General features: G+C 61.8%; 19 protein-coding genes. 9 read left to right on the plus strand and 10 right to left on the minus strand.

Going from position 1 to position 15,910, the window contains the following annotated elements:
* Positions 1 to 204 precede the first annotated feature (204 nt).
* Positions 205 to 462, plus strand: coding sequence for a type II toxin-antitoxin system ParD family antitoxin (locus tag QCE79_RS33780; protein WP_053572633.1), 258 nt, complete (start codon positions 205 to 207; stop codon positions 460 to 462).
* Positions 459 to 758: a type II toxin-antitoxin system RelE/ParE family toxin gene (locus tag QCE79_RS33785; protein WP_309851919.1), complete on the plus strand. Its 300-nt coding sequence runs from the start codon at positions 459 to 461 to the stop codon at positions 756 to 758. Before QCE79_RS33780 ends, QCE79_RS33785 begins: the two co-directional genes overlap by 4 nt.
* Before the next feature lie 49 nt (positions 759 to 807).
* On the opposite strand, the gene QCE79_RS39545 is transcribed toward QCE79_RS33785, so the two are convergent.
* On the minus strand, positions 808 to 1,233 hold the full coding sequence (locus QCE79_RS39545; protein ID WP_404989480.1) for a DUF4148 domain-containing protein: 426 nt from the start codon (positions 1,231 to 1,233) through the stop codon (positions 808 to 810).
* A 587-nt stretch (positions 1,234 to 1,820) separates the two neighbouring features.
* Here QCE79_RS39545 and QCE79_RS33795 point away from each other — a divergent pair.
* Positions 1,821 to 2,615 carry a hypothetical protein gene (locus tag QCE79_RS33795; RefSeq protein ID WP_309851921.1) on the plus strand — a complete coding sequence of 265 codons (795 nt, stop codon included), beginning with the start codon at positions 1,821 to 1,823 and terminating at the stop codon, positions 2,613 to 2,615.
* Between the two features lie 175 nt (positions 2,616 to 2,790).
* Complete coding sequence (locus QCE79_RS33800) at positions 2,791 to 3,036, plus strand: hypothetical protein (RefSeq protein WP_309852014.1); 246 nt, start codon at positions 2,791 to 2,793, stop codon at positions 3,034 to 3,036.
* Between the two features lie 167 nt (positions 3,037 to 3,203).
* On the opposite strand, the gene QCE79_RS33805 is transcribed toward QCE79_RS33800, so the two are convergent.
* The 3 genes from QCE79_RS33805 to QCE79_RS33815 all read right to left on the minus strand — a co-directional run bounded on the left by QCE79_RS33805 (position 3,204) and on the right by QCE79_RS33815 (position 5,492).
* The gene (locus QCE79_RS33805) at positions 3,204 to 3,527 is read right to left on the minus strand and encodes a hypothetical protein (RefSeq protein ID WP_309851923.1); all 324 of its coding nucleotides are present in this window, start codon (positions 3,525 to 3,527) and stop codon (positions 3,204 to 3,206) included.
* A gap of 160 nt (positions 3,528 to 3,687) precedes the next feature.
* The gene (locus QCE79_RS33810) at positions 3,688 to 4,926 is read right to left on the minus strand and encodes a hypothetical protein (RefSeq protein WP_309852009.1); all 1,239 of its coding nucleotides are present in this window, start codon (positions 4,924 to 4,926) and stop codon (positions 3,688 to 3,690) included.
* Positions 4,927 to 5,051: 125 nt separating this feature from the next.
* A complete protein-coding gene (locus QCE79_RS33815) occupies positions 5,052 to 5,492 on the minus strand; it encodes an SET domain-containing protein (protein ID WP_309851926.1) in 441 nt (146 codons plus the stop codon).
* 99 nt (positions 5,493 to 5,591) lie between these two features.
* Here QCE79_RS33815 and QCE79_RS33820 point away from each other — a divergent pair, with 99 nt between their 5' ends.
* Positions 5,592 to 5,792: a hypothetical protein gene (locus QCE79_RS33820; RefSeq protein WP_309851929.1), complete on the plus strand. Its 201-nt coding sequence runs from the start codon at positions 5,592 to 5,594 to the stop codon at positions 5,790 to 5,792.
* Positions 5,793 to 5,821: 29 nt separating this feature from the next.
* On the opposite strand, the gene QCE79_RS33825 is transcribed toward QCE79_RS33820, so the two are convergent.
* From QCE79_RS33825 to QCE79_RS33835, 3 genes are all read right to left on the minus strand, one after another.
* A complete protein-coding gene (locus QCE79_RS33825) occupies positions 5,822 to 6,100 on the minus strand; it encodes an HU family DNA-binding protein (protein ID WP_309851932.1) in 279 nt (92 codons plus the stop codon).
* A gap of 80 nt (positions 6,101 to 6,180) precedes the next feature.
* Positions 6,181 to 6,456 carry a hypothetical protein gene (locus QCE79_RS33830; protein ID WP_309839577.1) on the minus strand — a complete coding sequence of 92 codons (276 nt, stop codon included), beginning with the start codon at positions 6,454 to 6,456 and terminating at the stop codon, positions 6,181 to 6,183.
* An 84-nt stretch (positions 6,457 to 6,540) separates the two neighbouring features.
* On the minus strand, positions 6,541 to 7,548 hold the full coding sequence (locus QCE79_RS33835; RefSeq protein ID WP_309851934.1) for a DNA-binding protein: 1,008 nt from the start codon (positions 7,546 to 7,548) through the stop codon (positions 6,541 to 6,543).
* A gap of 134 nt (positions 7,549 to 7,682) precedes the next feature.
* Between QCE79_RS33835 and QCE79_RS33840 the strand changes: the two genes are divergently transcribed.
* From QCE79_RS33840 to QCE79_RS33855, 4 genes are all read left to right on the plus strand, one after another.
* The gene (locus tag QCE79_RS33840) at positions 7,683 to 8,909 is read left to right on the plus strand and encodes a tyrosine-type recombinase/integrase (protein ID WP_309851938.1); all 1,227 of its coding nucleotides are present in this window, start codon (positions 7,683 to 7,685) and stop codon (positions 8,907 to 8,909) included.
* A gap of 42 nt (positions 8,910 to 8,951) precedes the next feature.
* Positions 8,952 to 9,221 carry a DUF1488 family protein gene (locus QCE79_RS33845; protein ID WP_309851941.1) on the plus strand — a complete coding sequence of 90 codons (270 nt, stop codon included), beginning with the start codon at positions 8,952 to 8,954 and terminating at the stop codon, positions 9,219 to 9,221.
* A 225-nt stretch (positions 9,222 to 9,446) separates the two neighbouring features.
* Positions 9,447 to 9,743, plus strand: coding sequence for a hypothetical protein (locus tag QCE79_RS33850; protein ID WP_309851945.1), 297 nt, complete (start codon positions 9,447 to 9,449; stop codon positions 9,741 to 9,743).
* The gene (locus tag QCE79_RS33855) at positions 9,740 to 10,435 is read left to right on the plus strand and encodes a 4'-phosphopantetheinyl transferase superfamily protein (protein WP_309851948.1); all 696 of its coding nucleotides are present in this window, start codon (positions 9,740 to 9,742) and stop codon (positions 10,433 to 10,435) included. Before QCE79_RS33850 ends, QCE79_RS33855 begins: the two co-directional genes overlap by 4 nt.
* Before the next feature lie 137 nt (positions 10,436 to 10,572).
* Here QCE79_RS33855 and QCE79_RS33860 read toward each other — a convergent pair whose 3' ends face one another.
* From QCE79_RS33860 to QCE79_RS33870, 3 genes are all read right to left on the minus strand, one after another.
* Entirely contained in the window at positions 10,573 to 11,610 is a 1,038-nt protein-coding gene (locus tag QCE79_RS33860) for an acyltransferase (protein WP_309851952.1), read from the minus strand.
* Positions 11,611 to 11,657: 47 nt separating this feature from the next.
* Entirely contained in the window at positions 11,658 to 14,159 is a 2,502-nt protein-coding gene (locus QCE79_RS33865) for a penicillin acylase family protein (RefSeq protein ID WP_309851955.1), read from the minus strand.
* Between the two features lie 84 nt (positions 14,160 to 14,243).
* Positions 14,244 to 15,890, minus strand: a complete 1,647-nt coding sequence (locus QCE79_RS33870; RefSeq protein WP_309851958.1) for a cyclic peptide export ABC transporter — start codon at positions 15,888 to 15,890, stop codon at positions 14,244 to 14,246.
* Between the last annotated feature and the right edge of the window lie 20 nt (positions 15,891 to 15,910).

Here is a 15,910-nt window from a genome sequence, read left to right on the forward strand (position 1 = left end):
CAGGTTCGCGGGCGATCGCGGAGCCGGTGGACTTCTACAACCGTATCGTCCCACTCCTCCTGAGCGGTCTGTTTGCTAAAAACATTGACACCGGCCTCCTGCGCCGTTGTCTGAGCTGTCCTTTGCAGCAGACGGTGCTGACTACGCTTGATAATAGTTATTAAGGGTTATACTGTGGGGGTGACTTGCCTGGAGGACAGAACCATGATCAGTGCAGACCTTGGACAACAGCTCGAGGGATACATTACGAAGCTGGTCGAAACCGGACGGTACGGCTCGAAGAGTGAAGTGCTGCGCGAAGGCGTGCGATTGATTCAGGATCGCGAGACGCAGCTTGCCGCGTTGGATGCCGTGATCGAGCGAGGCATCGCCGATTCAGAGGCTGGCCGAGGACAACCCGGCCAAGAAGTGTTCGACCGACTTGAAGCTAAGTATCAGGCGATGATGAACGGCAAGGCATGATTGTTCGCATTTTACCGGCCGCCGAGGCCGAGCTTGAGGCCATCGGCGACTACATCGCCCGCGACAATCCGCGCCGCGCCTTAAGCTTCGTTCGTGAGATGCGTGACAAGTGCATGAGCCTTGCAGACATGCCCCTCGCCTACCCGCTCGTGCCTCGATACGAAGATCGCGGCGTGCGGCATCGGGTTCACGGCAGCTACCAAATTTTCTACCGCGTCACGGGTCAACCCGAGCGCATCGACGTCATTCACGTCCTGCATAGCGCCAGAGACATCGCCGCTATCCTTTTCCCCTAAACACCCACGAAGAAAGCTAGAACGAGTTAAGTGCTGGGCAAGCCATCGGCTACGCCGGTGGCGGAGGTGCAATTAAGCAAACTGGCCGTCTGCGGTACCACCACACCGGCCAGTTCTTCGAGCAGGAGCCTCGTAGCTCTCCGTCGGGCGAACAATGACCGAAATAGTCAGGCGCGCTGCTATCGCCGGTGTGAGCCGGGGCGCCCGAAGCCGACGCAGTGTCAGCCACGCCGCCGTAGCTCGTTTGCCCGTTCTGCGCCGCGACCTTCGCTTCGGCAGCTCGGATCTCGGCCAGATACGTCACGCGATCCATGCTCGGGCTATATGCAGCGCGTTCGAGTTGGACCAGTTCTGCCTTTACCTGCGCGCGGGTCAACGGCTCCCTCCCGTCTTCAGCAGCGCAGCCTGTCGCCTTGTTGAACCACTTGACGTTCGCCGCCTGTCGGGCCGGTGCTGGATCGGCGTATCTTTTCAACGAGCTTATCGAACTCGTCTACGTCACGTTCTTTGTGCAAGATGCGGGCTATCGGAACACGGATGTAAATATTCATGCACGCGCTGAGGCGGCTCTGGAGCCCGGTTTGCAGCGCGCCGAAGTCGAGCGGCGATGGGGGTTTTAGGCGGCGGACCTGCCGTTGTCCGAAGCGGTGTTGCAACAGGCGGACCGACAACTAGCGAGTGCGCCAAGAAATGTTCACGTTGCGGCACGCGTTCGCCGCTAGGCGGACGCACCTCGCCGCCCAGGCTCACCGCGGCACGCCACTGATCGCAATCGGTCCACGCTGCGCGAACGCGTCCTTTACCGCGACACCTACGCGTGCGCGGGCATAGTCGCTCGGATCGAACGACGGCCGATATAATGGAACGCGCAAATTTCACGCAGCGCACCGGAGTTCTCCTATGAGTCAAACCCGCGGACCGAATGCGGGATATCGGGGCAAGCCAAACAGTCGGCGCCAACCTCAACACTTGACGAATCCGAAGCACCCACCGCGAGGCCAACCTCCTTCAAAAGAGACCAATGGCGGAGCGACGCCGGCGTCGATTATTAAGACTCGTTCGTTGAAGTTCCTCGTCGATGCGGTCGGCGCGGAGAATATCGCGTTGGGACTTGACTCCAGCATGACCCGGATCGCCGAGCTGATGCGCGGAGAGCGATTTACGCCCGAAACCGCCTTCCATATGGAAACGACGCTCGGGCTACCTTCCGGCTACTTTGACCAACATCATCCGGCGCTCTCGCCGGAGACCATTCCGCGCCTGAAGGCGCCGCTCGTGTTCGTCCATACGGACGAGATCGTCGATGAAGGTGACATCGACGCAGCACCCCTTCTTCCAAGCGTGCAGAAGCCATCGCTGCTTGCCAGCAGCTTGTCCAAGGATACGACCATGCCGTCTAAGAGTTCGAAGGAAGCGTCGGGCGCGCTCAAGACCCGTGCCCAAAAGGCTTCTGCGCAGACAAGCGGTCGAGCTGCGACAGCTGAAGATTCGCCGAAATCGCACCGGTCGCATCAAGCAGCCGGAAGGAAGCAGGTCCAGCCAGACGGCGGTGCGACCGTAGAGCGGATCAGGCAGGCCAATCTTCACGTTCTCACCACCCGCAACGGTTCGAAGGTCAAGCTCGGCGCGGTCTTGGGTCTTAGCGGTTCGAATATGGCGCACCGACTCCACGGTAAAAAGCGCATGGATGATGCCGAAGCGGAGCGCTTCACCATGGGGCTCGGCCTGCCTGCGGGCTGGCTCGACACACCTCGCGCGGAAGCCGACATTCCCGAGTCAGTCGCGCAGTTGCTCGCGCCCGCATCACGCGTGCGCGCGCCTGGCCAAGCACGCGCCAACCGCTGCGGCGGCCTATGAGGATACGCAGGTCGCAGCCGCTCCCACCAGCGAGATGGATGGAGCGCTGCCTAGCACTTCTAGTAACCCGCACACCGAGCCATTGCCAGTTGACGCGGCGGGCGACGGCGACAGCATTGGGAGTCCTCAGCACGAGAACGTCAGCAGTGCCGTTGCAACCCGCGCCGACAGCCCCTTGGAGCGCATCGAAAGCCACGCCCCCGCCCCCATCTCTGCGCCCGGGGAGTCGCTGCTCCCGTTGTCACCGTCGCAATCTACAGCAACGCCGCCCTTCGCCGCTTTGGAAACCAACTTAGACGGTCTTGACGGTATTCCACCGATCGCCGAGGCACTCTTGAAGACGCTCGCCGGCAAGGCGCGCACCGGTTGCCTGAACGAGTTGAAAGCCTTAGAGCTTTTGCAACAAGCCGTTCTGCTATGACATCGACGTCCGGAAAGCTCTATGAGTCGGGCCTCACGGACGGACTCGCCGAGACGCCGCCCGTTGTCGAGAGGCAGCAATCGAGCACTGAGGCTTCGCCGCGGCAAGCGGCAAACTCAACCCGTTTGAGACTCGAGTTCAGAGGCCCCGAGGCTTCGAGGACGTCGCTACGCCACGCGGCGTTCGTCGCTCGTGCCGACGTCCACCTGCTTCCTTGCGAGCTGTTCGACGTCAAGCTGTTCGACGTCAAGCTCAAGCGCAGACAGCCGGGCAAGTTGGACGGGCAGCAACGCGTAGGCGACGCGTAGCTCATGCAGACGTGCCCTCCAGTACCGAACGCTTATCGCCAACGGAGCTGATGTTGCACGCACTACCGTCGCCACTTTGCGTATATGAGCGAGTTCGCGTTCAGCTTCCAGGGAAGTCCGCTTGAGCACGCCGGGCGACGTACCGGGGACGTGATGTTTTCGGTCGACTGCGGTTGTCTTCATACGCTGTGCATCTCCTGATTGGTTGAGACCAGCGTATTCAGATTCTCGGGAAGTCAAGGAAGCATGCGGGCGCGCAGCCGGCCGGTCTTTGGGCCTTGGCTGCGAACGATCGGACCGTGCCGGATTTACGCATAGAAGTGCGCGACGCCCAAGGGCTGCATCAGCCGATACCCTTGCTCTTTTCTTCTTTTTTAGCGCCGGGCGCTTCCATGCGCATGTGCAACGCTCGCCCCACCAGCGAATTTGCATTGCGAATCAGGCTTCGCACACAGCCGTCCACCGCGGCCTTCGTCACACGACCGACGAGCGCCGCGGCAAGGAGGGCATCGTAGGCATCGATGACGTCAGTCGCCGAGATTTCGTAGCCATAGCCGGCCTCCATCCAATGCAGCGCGGAGACGGCACACTCCATCGCGAACTGCGGCTGCGTCGTCTCGTAATCTCGCGCCGCGCGAATGAGCGTTTTCGGATCGGTGGGACTCTGCCTGGACAGCGCGACCGCCTGATCGAAAAGGCGGGCGTCTTTTGCGGCGGCGAACCACTTGCCTTCCGACCCGGGCTCGCTGCGCACCAGGTCGGACAAGATGGTTTCCTGCGATTTTTCAGGATATTTTTTGGCGATGCCCCGGAACGTTGCGAGGTACGTGCCTGAACGATTCGCGGAAATGGCGTAGCGCTCGTAGGCTTCGTTTCTCATGCCGCACCCGAGAAGAATCGTCTCGCACGCTCGCGCGATCGCGTGCTCGGGCGCGTTCAGCCCTCGACTCGCTTCAGCCAGACGAAGCGCATCGCCCGGACGTCCGAGGGAAACCAGCGCGTCAACGGCCCACCGTCGATACCACCAGGACTTCAGCCGATCACGCTGGGCGAGCTCAACAAGCTCCGCGAAGCGGCCGGCAGTGAAAAGCGCACTCAAGCACGGCACCGTACCGACGAAGTAGTTGAAGCCTTCGGCCTGAAGCACGTGCGTGACAAGCGGCAACAGCCGATCCGCCCATTCCGACGCCAACTCGGGCGTCACGCACAACGCGCCCCAGTGATCACCCAGATGCTCGATGTAGGGCGTCTGATCGTCTTGCAAGGCCTCAAATAGCCTGTCCAGCCAGCGTCGGCGTACAGCAAGCGTCACGTCGGCCGCTACGATCACCGGCACAAGCGCGTCGATCGTGCGATTGACTGCACTGCCCAGGGCGCCCGAGGAACTGTCGACCTGCTCGAATGCGGGTGATAGCTTTTCAAGCAGCAGAACGGCCCCCTTGGCGGCGAGCGCGCGATCCGTACGCGCGACCGAACGAATCTCAGACACCGCCTCCTTCAGGCGTTGGATCGGTAGCGACGACCGCCACCCGAACGCATTGCGTCTAAAGCGTGAAGCGAATGTCCATTTCGGTGAGGGCATGACAGTCACGTTTCATCAACAGGGTGCACCGTCGACGCCGTCGCGGTCGGGCAGGTGCGATGGTCGAGGTGCGATTGGTGAAGTTCGATAGTTGTTGGCGCGTGCGCATCATTTCATCGGCGGTTTCAGGACAGGTCCAGCATCGTCCCTCGACAGGCGTCGGACCCGCAGCGACACGCATAGAGCCGCTTGAGCGCAGCAGATTTTCGCCCTTCCACAAAAAGCCGATAGTCGATAAACAACTCTTCGCCTGGCGCGATGTCGCGCAGCGCGTGAAAGAACACCCGACTGCCGTCTTGCTCGGTCTCGCAGTTCGGCGCGCAACTGTGATTAATCCATCGCGCCGAGTTGCCGCCCTGTGCACCGTCGATCACGCGCCCGTCGTCGAGATCGAAGTAGAACGTATGGCCGTCTTCGGCGGCCGAGCGCGCAAACTGGCGCTGCGCTTGTGCCCACGACACCCGCTTGCCCTTGTATTCCAGGATCGTCTCGCCAGCACCGATCTGGGTGAGCGCGAATACGCCGCGTCCGTGGACCGGCGAAGAACGTACAACGATGCGGCGCATGCTTTTGCCCTTCCCTGTTGCTGTGACCTGGTGAGCGACACGATGTGCCGCCGCGGCATCTGGGCATGATACGATCGCCGCACGCCCGTCGATACCCCTATGCCTTCTTCCGGTCGCAGCCGCATCAAACGCAAACCGCCCCGCGGTACCCTTATGCGGTACGACGATCGCATCGTTGAGGTGCTGGGCGAAGCGCGTGGCCGACGGATCATGATCCGCTCGATTCATGCGGACGGCACGGAACGTCGCACGGCCGTCAAGCTCAATAGCCTGCGGCCGCTTGATGCGCAACTCTTCTAAGTCGGTGGCGCGACGGGCGCCGCCCTCGCTCAGGCTTGGTTGACGGCGTCCTTGAACGCCTTGCCCGCGGTGAATTTGACCGTCTCGCCTGCCGCGATCTCGATCGGCTCACCGGTCTTCGGATTGCGACCGGTGCGCGCAGCGCGTTCGCCGGCGCCAAACGAGCCAAAGCCGATCAGTTGAACGGCATCGCCTGCCGCCACCGTCTTCGCGATCGTCTCAAACACGGCATTGATGGCTTCCTCGGCGGCGAGCTTGCTCGTACCGGCTCCGGACGCCACTGCGTCAATCAGTTTCTGCTTGTTCATTAAAACCTTTCCTTTCGGTTAGAGACAAACCCGTTCATACCGAACGCTGGCGGCGCATCGGAGCGCGGACCCTCTGCTCTCTACGAGTCTGCGTCGGTCACATCCAAGTCGAACAAATCCGAAGTCGCGCTGCGCGCGTCAAGCAACTCAGGGAAATCGCCCTTTCGAACCTTGGCAAGCGTCTGTGGCGACAGCCAGATTTCCTCCATGGCCTCGATGCCCTCTTCAATCATCCGCTGCAGAAAGAACGATTGTTTGCGCCCCGTGGCCTCGGCCAGCACCCGCAAGCGCTGCTCGATGACGGGGTCGATGCGCACTGCTACCACCCGCAACTTGTTCTCTGCCGATCTTCTCATCTGTTCGCTCCTTTGGCCGACCACGCGCATGGCGCGCCATCGGCCTTGGATTGCGCCTACCCGCGGGCGCGATCCGATCATGATTTACGGACGACCTTTCGCGCTCGCCCTTTTGCCGGCCGCTGCCTTTCGGGCGACTCGCCCCGAACGGTCTTCGCGAGCGGGCCCGCGCGTCGACGGCCGCGCCGCGGTGCGCAGCGACTTCGGCTGGTCCTGAAGCGCGTGATGGGCCGCTTCGAGCGCGGCGAGCTTGCCTTGCAGCACCCCGTTCTGGTGGCGCGTGTCGCCCTGCTGCGCCTGTAGCGCGTCGACGGTGCGACGATGCTCGGCCTCTCGCTTTTCCGCCCGCTTGGCGGCCTCGGCCAGTTCTTTCTGCGCCTTCGCTGTGGCGCTGCGTTCCCGATCGATCTCCAGGAGCGCGCGCTTCTCGGATGCCCGTAGGCGCTCCTCGGCACGGCTGGCGGTTTCCCGTAGCTTCTCTAGGTCGCGCGAGAAGGTGTCGCGCACATTTTCGAGTTCCCGCTCGCGCGTCACCGCTTCCTCAGCAAGACGCTGGATCTGCGCCTGCAGCGCTTTACGCGTGGCGGCCTCTTCCGCCTGTTGCCGCTCTAATTCCCGTATCTCGACCTGCGCCGCGAGCAGTGCCGCGGTGCGTTGCTCGAGCGCCGTTTCCGTGCGGCCCAGCTCCTCCCGGGCCGTGAGAACCTCTCGCTCAGCCTCGGCGCGCTGCGCTTCGACTTCGTCGCGCAGCGACGTCAGTTCGGCCTGGGCAGACGTCGCCGCGCGCGTCCACAGCGTCCCGATCAGCGCGCCCGCCGCTTCGCTCAGGTCCTTGGGCAAGTCCGGATGTTCGATGCGCACCCGGCTCTTCTCGCGCAACTCCGCCCAGAACTCGCTCAAGACCGACGCCGGTGTACTCATGGTGCCGCGCCGGACCAGGTTGTAGAGGCGATTCGCGGTCGGGGCGACGCCGAAGCGAAAGAACAGCAACGCGCAGACCTCGCGATAGAGCTCGCGTGTCTTGGGAAATTCGACTTTGAGGCGTTCGATGTCTGCCGCCAGGCGGGTTTCATCGGAAAGGACGTCGGACATAGATAAAAAGGCCTAAGCGATTCGCTCATATTACAACGTAATACGCAATATATCTAACTCTACAACGCCCGTGATTTGACATTAGTTCTATAATGTTGATTTAATGCCAGAATCGCTGATTCGGAAATCATTCGATGTTAAAGTCCGACCTGCCCTTTTCCTCGGCGCGAGCAATGCAGCCTATGCCGCTAGAAATGCTCGTTGTCCCGTCGGAACTCGACGGTGGCGCGGGTGCTAATCGAGCGTTGTCAGGACGTGCCCAGATTGCAGCCACCAACGACCTGGATGCGATCCGCGCGTGGCTGTCGCGCTTTGCGGATAAGAAAACGACCTTCGAGAATTACCGCAAGGAGGCCGAGCGATTGTTACTCTGGTCGCTTGCCACGCTCAGCAAACCCATTTCCTCGCTCACTCACGAAGACTGCCTGCGCTATCAGCGCTTTTTGCTCGATCCTCAACCCGCCAGCACCTGGGTCGCTGGTGGCGGTCGCAAGCACCCCCGCACCGATGCGCGCTGGCGCCCGTTCTACGGTCCGCTGTCACCCGCAAGTCAGCGGCAGGCGATCGTGATCCTCAATGCGATGTTTTCGTGGCTCGTGCAAGCGGGTTACCTCGCCGGCAACCCGCTCTCGCTGTCGCGCCAGCGGGCTCGTCAGAATGCGCCACGCATTACACGCTATCTGGAACCCGGCATCTGGCAAGAGGTGAAGGACAGCATTGCAGCGATGTCGCGAGAGACCGCGCGCGATACCGCGCACGCCTACCGGGTGCGATGGCTTTTTACCCTCCTCTATTTGGGCGGGCTACGCATTGCCGAAGTCGGCAACAACACAATGGGCCAGTTCTTTATGCGACGCGATTCGGATGGCGCAGTTCGTTGGTGGCTCGCGGTACGGGGCAAAGGCGACAAAGAACGATTGGTACCGGCCACACGCGAAATGATGACTGAATTGTCGCGCTACCGGCAGCACCTCGGCCTGAGCGCGCTACCATCCCAAAGCGACGATACGCCTCTGGTATTGCCGATCGGCGCAACGTTCGAAAATGGTGGCGTCCAAACGCGTCCTGCGTTGACCCGTGCCGCGCTACACGCGATCGTCAAAGAAGTGTTTGCCCGTGCGGCAGCACGATTACGTGAACGCGACGCTTTGGCTGGCGCCCGCGCAGACCTGCTCGAAAAAGCCTCCGCTCACTGGCTGCGGCACTCGGCAGGATCTCACATGGTCGATCGAAAGGTCGATCTTCGACTCGTGCGTGATAATTTCGGGCACGCGTCGCTCACCACGACGAGCATGTACCTGCACCTTGATGACGACCGACGCCATCAGGAGACGGATGAAAAGCACCTTATAGACTGGTAGGACTTGCTTCATCGGTTTCCTGATGTCCGCGCGGCAATTTTTATGAAAGCACATTCACCAGACCCACAAATCTCCGCCGATAAGCGCAGCGTCACATTCATCATGATCTGGCAAGGCGAACCGGTGAAATGCGTGGTCTCTCGCGCCGCACTCGAAACGTACTTCTGGCTCGCTCCGGATGCGGATGATGCTCGAACAATTAGGGTATTCAACAACGGTTTCCGCCGCATTCACGCCGTGGCTGAGCGCAAGTTGCGAGCGCGTGACTCGAAGCACCTTGAGCTATCAACCTCAAATTTCGCAAAGAACTAAGGCACGTCTGCATGTGACGCGTTGCTGACGCGCTATTGGCTGGCGGTTTTCTCTGGCGAAGCTTTCTAAAGCAGAGCGGTGCGCAGACTATTAGTTGCATCTGTGCCTTGCTCGATTGTAGCCGGGGTCGGCTTATGGAGAGAGCATTTCATCACCACCGATTGGATTACCTTGACGGCGACGGAACCAGCGATTGCGGGGCGATGAGCGCATTGGAGAAAGCTCATGTCCCAGCTCTGTCGCATGTTCGCTTTTGCGCTAACTGTTTCAAATTGCGCTGCCGCGCCGCCTTCCGGTTATGGCGATCCGGCTTATCTGCCGGGCAAGATTGCATCTTGGGCTTCTGTTGTTTTCGACGAATCACCAAAATACTGTGCGGCCGGTAGTCGGGAGATGCGCTTCGTGCAAAGCAAGAAGTCATTCAGGGCCGCCGTTCACGACCGCCGCGTAATAACATCCGGTGGTGTCGCCACGCTTCAGACGTTTCGATCTAAGCTCTGTTTAAAGCATCGTCATCTATGATCTTTCTTCCTGCGCAAATCGACTCCCTGCCGCTTCCGCCTGATGTTCCGGACGACCTTCAGGTCTGGGCCGTTTCGATCGATCTTTCGGCGTCGTTCGCAGAGGCTCAAGCAGATGTTCTCAGCCCCGCTGAACGCTTTCGCGCTAAAAGCTATCTTCGACACGTTGATGCGATGCGTTTCGTCACAGTGCGCGCCGCGTTGAGGATTGTGTTGTCTAAACTGACGAACCAAGACCCTGAAAGTCTGATCATCGAAAATAACGAATTCGGACGGCCGACGCTTCGCACTACCGTCGGCATCGACTTCAACGTTTCGCACTCTGGGTCATACGGTGCAATCGCTCTCTCGACGAAACGGCGCGTGGGAATTGATTTAGAGCAGAAAAACATGTCGCTTGATTGGCGAGAGCTGGCGCCCAGTGTGCTGGAGTCGGCGGACTATACAGTCGTCAGCGCCCTCCCCGAGGACAAGCGCATAGAAGCATTCGCGACCACGTGGGTCGGCAAAGAAGCCATTTTGAAAGCGCACGGGACTGGCATCGCAGCACCCGATCTTGCTATGGAGACTTTCTCGGTATTGCCGATTCACGGAGGGGCATATTCTGTCTCAGCTCCGCTGCAGGACTACGCTGCTATTGAGTTGGGGGCGCCGGAGCACTACGTCGCGGCACTCGCGTGGTCGATAAAGTGATGGACGGTCGCGCTCGAGCACAACGCCGTCGACTTTATCGCCACAGGGGGCGATTGTGTCCCGGCATGGCTGTGATCACGCTGAAGCAAGCGTAGTGTCGTGCAGCGGCTGCAACCAGCCAGTGGTCCAGGTCAGTACTATTTGCTACGGCAAGCGCCTGCTTCAGGCACCGCAGGATGCGGTCTAGTCGGCTTGAACCTCAGCATGCGACTTTCGATCCCGTGCCATGAGAGCCATGCCAGGGCCAGCGTGAGCGGTAACGAGATCAGACCTCCGATTACCGGTGATGCCGTTTCGCCCTGGAAGGAAAGAACAATCTGCTGCAGCGGAAAACCGCATATATACACGCCATACGACAGATCGCCGTAGCGTCCCGCATGGCGCAGACCCACGGTCGACATCGTGGCGATTGCGATGACCATCCACAGAAGGAGCACAGCGAACGCGAGGTATGCGTGCCCTGCCTCGTACGCGCAAACAGCAAGCGTGCCGAGAAGAATGCCGAACTGCAGCCTGCGGGCCGCATATAACGCGCGGTACACCCACAGCAGCGTCCCGCCGATGAACATCAATCCGAACTCGAAGAAGAACATCCGCGGCACGTTGGGCGCTTCCTCGCGTTCGATGATGAAAAGCCAGAACGCGCACGCGGCCCAAATGACCGCGACCGCGTGCCGCGACATCCGCATGACCGTCGCGCCCGCGACGGTCAATAGCACATACCAGCCGCATTCCAGCGGTAAAGTCCAGAGCGGCCCGTCGACTTTCTGCATCGGGTTGGCATCGAATACGCCCGGCAGCACTTCGGTCGGCATGAGCACGAGATGCCCGAGAAAGCGCCACGTTTGCAGGTCCCGCAGATAATCGGCGACTCGCCACGACGTCATGAGCGGGTCGACGACGAAAGTCAGCATCAACGTGACGACGGTCAGTCCCGGCCAGATGCGCAGGCAACGGCGCATCAGAAAGCGGACGACATGCGGATCGCGCTCCCAGCTTCCCGCTACGAGATAGCCGCTGAGCGCGAAGAACACCATGACGCCGCCCCATCCGAGATCGAGGTAACGCGTGACGGGGATGAGCTGCCCGTTCATCAGGAACAACTGGTGTGAAACGAACACAGCGAGCGCTGCGACGAGGCGGACCGCATCGCAGTTGTCGTGATCAGCGTTCATACGGTTCCGAACGGGCGCGGCGATCGCAACGCACGAAAAATGCGCAATCAGTAAATGGCGCTGCGCGGCCCCGACAGCACGGACGTGACCGTTCGCGGCGACGCGTCCAGCGCACGCGAAGTAAACGGAAAGCGCGTCCATGTCTTGCTCGCATAGGCGCGCGTCGTCTGCCGGTAATACGGCGATGCGGGATCGTCGGATACGCCGGTCGTGAGCATCGTGTCGGCTTGAGGACCATCGGCGTCGAAGCTCACCACTTGCATGTAGCTGTTGCCATGCGCGTCCTGGTCGAGCGCGTAGCCGTCGCGATCCAGCGGCTGCATCGCGCATGCGACCGTGAAGTAGCCCTCGCGGTCGCAGCCGCCGTAAAGCGGCACGCGCGTCTCGCCTTTGCCGATGCCGAGCATCGCGCCACGCATCAAATCGGCTGCGAAGCCGTTCGCCTGCAGCGCGAGCACCGCGCCGCCAAGCGCATTGCCGAGCGCCCGTACGACAGCGGGGTCGGCCGTATCGATGCCTGCGGGCGTGGTCAGCGGATGGCTCGCATCGAACGGCGTGGTGTAGCGCTGCAATTCGGGCATTGCGCTCGCGCGGTTCCAGAATTCGTCCCACAGGTTCGCGCCGCGCGCGTTGACGTTCGCCGTGCCGTCCCACGATCGCAGGACGGCGCACGCGGGTCCGATCTTCACGTCTTGCGTCCTGGCGGGCGTGGCCGAATCGAGCGTGACGCGCACCGTGTCCGCTTGGCACACGGCGTCGGTGACAGGCTGCAGATACAACTGCGCGGACATCGACGTGCTCGCGAGCACCGCGCGCTCCAGCGCGTCGCGCCGCACGCCGCCCGGCTCAGCGATCAGTTGCGCGGCGATGGCATGCCCCAGCCGCGTGCGCAGCGATTGCTCGATCCCCGTCTGCCCGACGACTTGCGGATAGCCCGTCAGCGGCGCATGCGGATTCGTCAGCCAGTAGCTGCCATTGAAATTGCCGACGTAGTCCGCGCGCTTCAGGCTCGGCATGGAGTCGGCCGGCAAGCGCCCTGCCCGCGTCGCGCCGGCGAGCGTGTGCGTGGTCCACGCGCACGCCGCGCGCGAGCCGTCGAGGAACGGCACGCCGGGCATGCGCGCATCGGCGACGCGGCCGGCGGGCGTGGTGCAATCGGCGGCGAGCTTGTCGGTGACGCCGGGCATCGCGCCGATATCGGCAAACCACACGTCGGGATCGTTGCGTCCGATCGCGAACGTATTCACCCAGGGCATGGCCGCTTCGCGCTTCTGGATCGCGATGAAATCGTCCAGCGAACGCGCTTGATCCCATTGCAGGAAGTTGGAGAACGTCTCGGGGTTGTCCGCGTTCACGTCGAACAGCGCGAACGCTTGCTTGTCGTTCCAGGCCAGCGCGGGCGAGAGCGAGGACAGATCGACGACCGGCCCGAAGCGCGTGCGATACATCGTGCGCGTGACGGGCGCGAGCGTGCCGGTGGTCATGTCGCGCACCTGGACCGTGACGAGCACGGCGTGCATCGCTTCGTCCTGGCCGTCGTAGCGATAATGCGTCGGCGCACCGGGCGCGAGCGTCAACTGGAAAATGCCGAAGCGCCGCGCGCTCGACACCGTATGTGTCCACGCGACGTTCTGGTTGAAGCCGATCATCACCATCGGCACGCCCAGAAACGATGCCCCCGCGACATCGACTTGGCCGCCGATACGCAACTGCATCTGATACAGCCGGTCCGGGCCTTGCCAGAACCAATGTGGATTGCCGAATAAAACGCTCTGGCCATCCTGCGTCGCGGCCGCGCCGAATGCGAGTCCGTTGCTGCCGATGCCCGCCCGGCCTCCCACCGACAAGCGGTCGGCAATCGTCCGAGGCGCGGTTTGCCCGCTCGTCGATGCCGCGCTCGCGGCGCTTCCCGGGAGTTGCGCATGCGCGATGCCGCGATGGAACGGCATCGTGCCGCCCGCAAGGTTGGCTGCGATCAAGCGGCGGTACAGGTCGTCGGCGCTGATATGCGCGACCCAGCGATCGCCCGAACAGGCGGCATGCGCGCCGGGAAAGCGTCCCGCGTGCAGATCGTCGACATAGCGGTTGTAACCGTCCGCGTAACCCGTGATCAGCGCGCGTTCGCGCGACGGCTGCGCGCTGCGGAAACGTGCCACCGCCGCATCGTCGATAACGGATCGGAAGAAGAAATCGGCGTCGAGATTATCCGGCTGGCCGAAAGTCGATGGCGTCGATGGACGGCCTTTTGGCCCGAATACCGCCGAGCGTTCGCCGCGCCAGGTGACGAAGCCGTCGGACAGCGTGCATAGCGCGTCTTGCGCCTGCGCGTATCCGACCGCGAAGCCCAGGCTGCCCCAATCTGCCGCGTCGATGTGCGGTACGCCGTCCTGCGTGCGTTTGATCGTCACCTGATACGGAGTATCGGCCGAATGGGTTTCGGCCGATGCGGTGACGGGCGTATGACACGCGCCGAGCGTCAGCACCACCGCGGACAAAAAGCATGCGGCCGCGAGCTTGCGGCCGCATTTCGAAGCAATCAAACCGAACATGTCCACCTTTGCGTTGTGTTTCGTCGAGTCCTACGGGCTGCCATCGCGCGCTTCGCCTCAAGCGGTTCAAGCGGCTCAAGCGGCTCAAGCCGCCGCGTTGAGCGAATGCTGTTCGAGTTCGCGTCCGTCGCCCGTGGCGACGATCTGGCCGTAGTCGAGTTTGATGTAGCGATCCGCCAGCGCGAAGTAACGGTCGTCGTGCGTGATGACGAGCACGGTCTTGCCGCGCGCCTTCAGATCGGGCAACAGCCGGCGATAAAACACGTCCTTGAAGGTCGGATCCTGATCGGCCGCCCATTCGTCGAACACGTAGAACGGACGATCCTCCAGATACGCCACCAGCAGCGCGAGCCGCTTGCGCTGCCCCTGCGACAGATCCGTCGTCGAGAACTTGCCGTCGCGGATCGTGACTTTGTGCTCCAGATGCAGCAGTTCGAGCAGCTCTTGCGCCTGCTTGTCGAGGCCGTCGATGGCAAAGCCGTGCAGTTCGTCGAAAAGGAAGAAGTCGTTGAAGACCACGGAAAAGTGGTGGCGATAGCGGTCGCGGTCCGCTTCGTTCACTTGTCTGCCGTTCAGTTCCACGTGTCCGCCTTCAGGGATATACAGCCCGACGATCATCTTGGCGAGCGTGGTCTTGCCGCTGCCGTTGCCGCCGATCAGATACACGAGTTCGCCCGGCCTGAACGCGAGATTGACCGGCCCGAGCGTGAAAACTTCGTTTTCCTTCTCGCGAAAGTAGCTGTGCGTGACGTCCTTGAGCGCGATGTTTTCGAACGACGTGGCGGACTCCGCCGGTTCCACGTTCTCCTTCGGCAGATCGCGATTGACCCGGTCGATACGCTCGAGCGCCACCTTGGCGGAACTGAGCGATGGAATCGACGACAGCAGGCCTTCGATCGGCATGATCATGTACAGGAACACGACCGCGTAGCCCGACAGCACGTGCACATCGACCGTGTGGAAGCGCGTCAGCACGAACAGCACGCAGCCGATGAAGGCCAGTAGAATCATGCTGCCCCAGCTTGCGGCAGCCGTGTACAGCACGTAGCCGCGCGTACGCTGCACGCGCACCGCTTCCACATTGGCCGCGATGGAATCGTTGACGAAAGCGTTCTTGCGGCGACGGTGCAGCTTCAGTTCCTTCGCGCCGTCGAAGAGTGCGCGGAAATCCTTTACCAGATCGTCCTCGCGGTCGCGCGAGGTGCGCAGATGAAACATCGCCCGCGTGTTCGCCAGATGAAAACCGAGCGCGCCCGCGACCACCGTTATGACAGCGAACACCAGAACCTGCCAGGAAAGATAGCCGAGATAGGCCAGACAGCCGAGCACGACCGCGCCGTTCATCGCGAGCGACGGCAAGCTCAGAAAGAACACGACAATGGTGTCCAGATCCGAAGTCAGCACCGTTAGCGCGCTCGCTGGACCCTGCCGATCGAGATTCTGGTACGACGCATCGGTCACGCTGTGAATGGTGCGCATGCGCAGCGCCGCCTTGGTGTTCTGGCCGAGCTTCACGAACGCTGTCTGCGACAGCGTGCGCGTGATCAACACCGCGACGGCCAGCAGCAGGAATTGCCAGCCGAGCGCCGGCAGTCGCTCGGGGGTCGTGCCCAGCGCCTGGTTGATGATCGCGACGAGGCCCGCGTTGGCGAAGCCGCCCACGATACTGATGATCAGCGCCACCAGCAACATCCAGCGAGATTGCCGGATCAAATTCAATAGCAGAGACATGTGAATCCTTTGTAGCGTGT

The organism is Caballeronia sp. LZ003 (assembly GCF_031451465.1).
Taxonomy (GTDB): domain Bacteria; phylum Pseudomonadota; class Gammaproteobacteria; order Burkholderiales; family Burkholderiaceae; genus Caballeronia.

Coding starts and splice junctions, on each gene's coding strand:
- QCE79_RS33780 (WP_053572633.1), top strand. CDS start 205: ATGATCAGTGCAGACCTTGGACAACAGCTCGAGGGATACATTACGAAG.
- QCE79_RS33785 (WP_309851919.1), top strand. CDS start 459: ATGATTGTTCGCATTTTACCGGCCGCCGAGGCCGAGCTTGAGGCCATC.
- QCE79_RS33805 (WP_309851923.1), bottom strand. CDS start 3,527: ATGAAGACAACCGCAGTCGACCGAAAACATCACGTCCCCGGTACGTCG.
- QCE79_RS33810 (WP_309852009.1), bottom strand. CDS start 4,926: ATGCCCTCACCGAAATGGACATTCGCTTCACGCTTTAGACGCAATGCG.
- QCE79_RS33815 (WP_309851926.1), bottom strand. CDS start 5,492: ATGCGCCGCATCGTTGTACGTTCTTCGCCGGTCCACGGACGCGGCGTA.
- QCE79_RS33820 (WP_309851929.1), top strand. CDS start 5,592: ATGCCTTCTTCCGGTCGCAGCCGCATCAAACGCAAACCGCCCCGCGGT.
- QCE79_RS33825 (WP_309851932.1), bottom strand. CDS start 6,100: ATGAACAAGCAGAAACTGATTGACGCAGTGGCGTCCGGAGCCGGTACG.
- QCE79_RS33830 (WP_309839577.1), bottom strand. CDS start 6,456: ATGAGAAGATCGGCAGAGAACAAGTTGCGGGTGGTAGCAGTGCGCATC.
- QCE79_RS33835 (WP_309851934.1), bottom strand. CDS start 7,548: ATGTCCGACGTCCTTTCCGATGAAACCCGCCTGGCGGCAGACATCGAA.
- QCE79_RS33840 (WP_309851938.1), top strand. CDS start 7,683: ATGTTAAAGTCCGACCTGCCCTTTTCCTCGGCGCGAGCAATGCAGCCT.
- QCE79_RS33845 (WP_309851941.1), top strand. CDS start 8,952: ATGAAAGCACATTCACCAGACCCACAAATCTCCGCCGATAAGCGCAGC.
- QCE79_RS33850 (WP_309851945.1), top strand. CDS start 9,447: ATGTCCCAGCTCTGTCGCATGTTCGCTTTTGCGCTAACTGTTTCAAAT.
- QCE79_RS33855 (WP_309851948.1), top strand. CDS start 9,740: ATGATCTTTCTTCCTGCGCAAATCGACTCCCTGCCGCTTCCGCCTGAT.
- QCE79_RS33860 (WP_309851952.1), bottom strand. CDS start 11,610: ATGAACGCTGATCACGACAACTGCGATGCGGTCCGCCTCGTCGCAGCG.
- QCE79_RS33865 (WP_309851955.1), bottom strand. CDS start 14,159: ATGTTCGGTTTGATTGCTTCGAAATGCGGCCGCAAGCTCGCGGCCGCA.
- QCE79_RS33870 (WP_309851958.1), bottom strand. CDS start 15,890: ATGTCTCTGCTATTGAATTTGATCCGGCAATCTCGCTGGATGTTGCTG.